Origin of the sequence: Pseudomonas sp. K2I15 (assembly GCF_002204795.1) — a bacterium.
GTDB lineage: Bacteria > Pseudomonadota > Gammaproteobacteria > Pseudomonadales > Pseudomonadaceae > Aquipseudomonas.
The window spans coordinates 1-3,014 of record NZ_NIXO01000131.1 but is presented as its reverse complement, the minus strand read 5'-3'; the positions used below and the strand labels follow the sequence as shown (position 1 = coordinate 3,014).

2 protein-coding genes and 1 pseudogene are annotated in these 3,014 nt (G+C 61.0%); all 3 read left to right on the top strand.

Annotated features, from left to right (window positions below; translation table 11 throughout):
* The first annotated feature begins 259 nt into the window (after positions 1–259).
* The 3 genes and pseudogenes from CEC48_RS30695 to CEC48_RS32335 all read left to right on the top strand — a co-directional run bounded on the left by CEC48_RS30695 (position 260) and on the right by CEC48_RS32335 (position 2,922).
* The gene (locus CEC48_RS30695) at positions 260–661 is read left to right on the top strand and encodes a YbaN family protein (protein ID WP_008435511.1); all 402 of its coding nucleotides are present in this window, start codon (positions 260–262) and stop codon (positions 659–661) included.
* A gap of 122 nt (positions 662–783) precedes the next feature.
* Positions 784–2,064, top strand: a pseudogene (locus tag CEC48_RS32340) (HAMP domain-containing protein); the annotation flags it as partial.
* 102 nt (positions 2,065–2,166) lie between these two features.
* Positions 2,167–2,922: a methyl-accepting chemotaxis protein gene (locus CEC48_RS32335; RefSeq protein WP_371917791.1), complete on the top strand. Its 756-nt coding sequence runs from the start codon at positions 2,167–2,169 to the stop codon at positions 2,920–2,922.
* Positions 2,923–3,014: the final 92 nt, after the last annotated feature.

Genomic DNA, 3,014 nt, shown 5'->3' with positions numbered 1-3,014 from the left:
TCATGTCCAGAGCGGAGAGGTGAGTGGCAGCATGGGCTCCCACACGTGCTTTAAGCACTCCGGGCATTCAGCTTGCCACTCACCGCTCTCACCCTCAGCTTAATCCCGGATCAAGACACAAGCGGGCTTGCTCGCGAATACGGTGTTTCAGTGCCAGATGTATTGACTGACACACTGCTTTCGCGAGCAAGCCCGCTCCCACATTTTGATCCGGTTTCAATCTGAATCCTTTGTAAATCCATCCAAGCAAACTGCACCCATGACCGGCAAAACCCAATCCTCGTCCAAAATCGCCCGCGTGCTGTTCGGCCTGCTGGCCTACGTCAGCCTGGGCATCGGCTTGATTGCGATTGTGGTACCGGGCTTGCCCACCACCGAGTTCATCCTGCTGGCCGCCTGGGCCGCCACCAAAAGCTCGCCGCGCCTGAGTGCCTGGCTGGAAAACCACCGGCTGTTCGGGCCGATCCTGTTCAATTGGCGCAATGGCAAGATCATCGCCCGCCGAGCCAAAGTCAGCGCCACCGTGAGCATGTTGCTGTGCGCCGGCTTGATGCTGGTGATGCTCGACCACGGCTGGCCGATCTACCTGGCCATCGCCGGGATGAGCATGGGTAACCTGTGGATCTGGTCGCGGCCGGAACGCCTCCCACAGCCCACCTGACACCCTCCTACCGCCCATCGGCTCCCGCTCATGAACAGCCGGCCCAAGCCGATGTTCCTGGCATAGCGCCGAATGGACTCGCCTGAGCTTGCATACTAATAAGTCCATTCGCGGGTACACCCATGTTCGACACCCTCTCCATTCGCTTGAAAATCGTGTTGTTGTCCGGTCTCTGCCTGCTGGGGGTGATCGCGCTGGTGGTCGGCATGAACCTCTACCAGACCAGCCAGAACGACCAACTGATCAGCGCTTCAAGCTCGCGAATGCTCACCGACAGCGTGCAGAACCTGCTGCAGGCCAAGGCCGCCGAACAAGCGGTGCAACTGCAAAAGACTTTCGGTGAAAGCCTGTTAGTGGTGACCGCCCTCGCCGACCAGATCAAGGACCTGCGCAGCCTGGCCGGCAAGCGCTCGCTGGACGCCGGTGTATTGCGGGAAGAACTCAACCACAGCCTGAAAACCGCCTTCGACCGCAACAGCAAAGTGCTTGGTATCTGGCTGTCGTTCGAGCCCAACGCTCTCGATGGCAAGGACAGTGAGTTCGTCAACGATGCCGCCCGTGTGTCTAATGAAAAAGGCCGTTTTTCCAGCTACTGGAGCCGCGCCGGTGGTGAAGGCCTGAACACGGTAATGGTCGAAGACGACCTGACCAAGACCACCCTCAACCTCAGTGGTACGCCCTACAACATCTGGTACACCTGCCCGCGGGACACCCGGAACACTTGCCTGCTGGACCCGTATGAAGACACCGTGGCCGGCAAACCGGTGTTGATGACCACCATTTCCCTGCCCCTGCTGGTCGACGGTAAAGTGATCGGCGTGGTGGGTATCGACCTCGCCCTCAATGCCCTGCAAGCGGCGACCGATGCGGCGCAAAAAGAGTTGTTCAACGGTGCAGGGATTCTCGAAATCCTCTCCGGCAGTGGCCTGATTGCCGGCTACAGCGGCGAACCCGCCAAAGTCGGCAAGAACCTGATCGACACCCTCGGCGCCGAAGGCAAAGAGATTGTGCAACTGTTGGCCAGCGATACCCGCAAGATCCGCGAGGAAGACGGCACGATCCGCGCCGTGTACCCGGTCAAGCCGATCAGCGATGCCAAATCCTGGGGTGTGGTGATCAAGCTGCCCAAACAAGTGCTGCTGGCAGACTCGCTCAAACTCCAGGCCGTGCTCGACAAGGCCCAGGCCAGTGGCACCTTCAAGGCCCTGCTGGTAGGTGCAGCCGCCGGCCTGCTCGGCCTGTTGCTGATCTGGCTGGCTGCCACCGGCGTGACCCGGCCGATCAACAGCGTGGCCGCCATGCTCAAGGAAATCGCCAGTGGCGACGGCGACCTCACCCAGCGCCTGGCCTACGCGAAAAAAGATGAGCTGGGGGAACTGGTGAACGGGTTCAACCGCTTCCTCGACAAGCTGCAGCCGACCATCGCGCAGATCAAGCAAAGCATCACCGAAGCCCGTGGCACCGCCGACCAGTCCTCGGAGATCGCACGTCAGACCAGCGAAGGCATGCAGGTGCAGTTCCGTGAGATCGACCAGGTGGCCACGGCCTCGAATGAAATGAGCGCCACCGCCCACGACGTGGCGAACAGCGCCTCCAACGCCGCCAGCGCGGCGCGGGGTGCCGACCAGTCAGCCCGTGAAGGCATGCAGATTATTGAACGCAGCACCCGCGACATCACCACTCTGGCCGAAGAAGTCAGCAAGGCCGTGACCGAAGTCGAAGCCTTGGCGGTGAACAGCGAGCAAATCGGTTCGGTATTGGAAGTGATCCGCAGCATCGCCGAACAGACCAACCTGCTGGCCCTGAACGCCGCGATTGAAGCGGCGCGTGCCGGGGAAAGCGGGCGGGGTTTTGCGGTGGTGGCCGACGAGGTACGCAACCTGGCCAAACGTACCCAGGATTCGGTGGAGGAGATTCGCCTGGTGATCGAACGCATCCAGACCGGCACCCGAGGGGTGGTGGCGACCATGCATTCGAGCCAGAGCCAGGCGCAGAACAATGCCGGGCAAATTCATCAGGCGGTGCAGGCCTTGGGCAAGATCAGCGAGGCGGTGACGGTGATCAGCGACATGAACCTGCAAATTGCCAGCGCCGCCGAGCAGCAGAGCGCGGTGGCCGAAGAGGTCAACCGCAACGTCTCGGCGATCCGCACGGTGACCGAAACCCTGACGGGCCAAGCCACCGAGTCGGCGGCCATCAGCAGCCAACTCAATGCCCTGGCCAGCCAGCAGATGAAGCTGATGGATCAGTTTCGGGTGTAACCCAAGCTTGAAAACAGTGAGGTCCAAATGTGGGAGCGGGCTTGCTCGCGAATGCAGTGTGTCAGTCACCAGATGTATTGACTGATCCACCG

What these genes read in the sequence shown, in the direction of transcription:
- CEC48_RS32335 (WP_371917791.1), top strand. Translation starts at nt 2,167, where the DNA reads ATGCAGGTGCAGTTCCGTGAGATCGACCAGGTGGCCACGGCCTCGAAT.
- CEC48_RS30695 (WP_008435511.1), top strand. Translation starts at nt 260, where the DNA reads ATGACCGGCAAAACCCAATCCTCGTCCAAAATCGCCCGCGTGCTGTTC.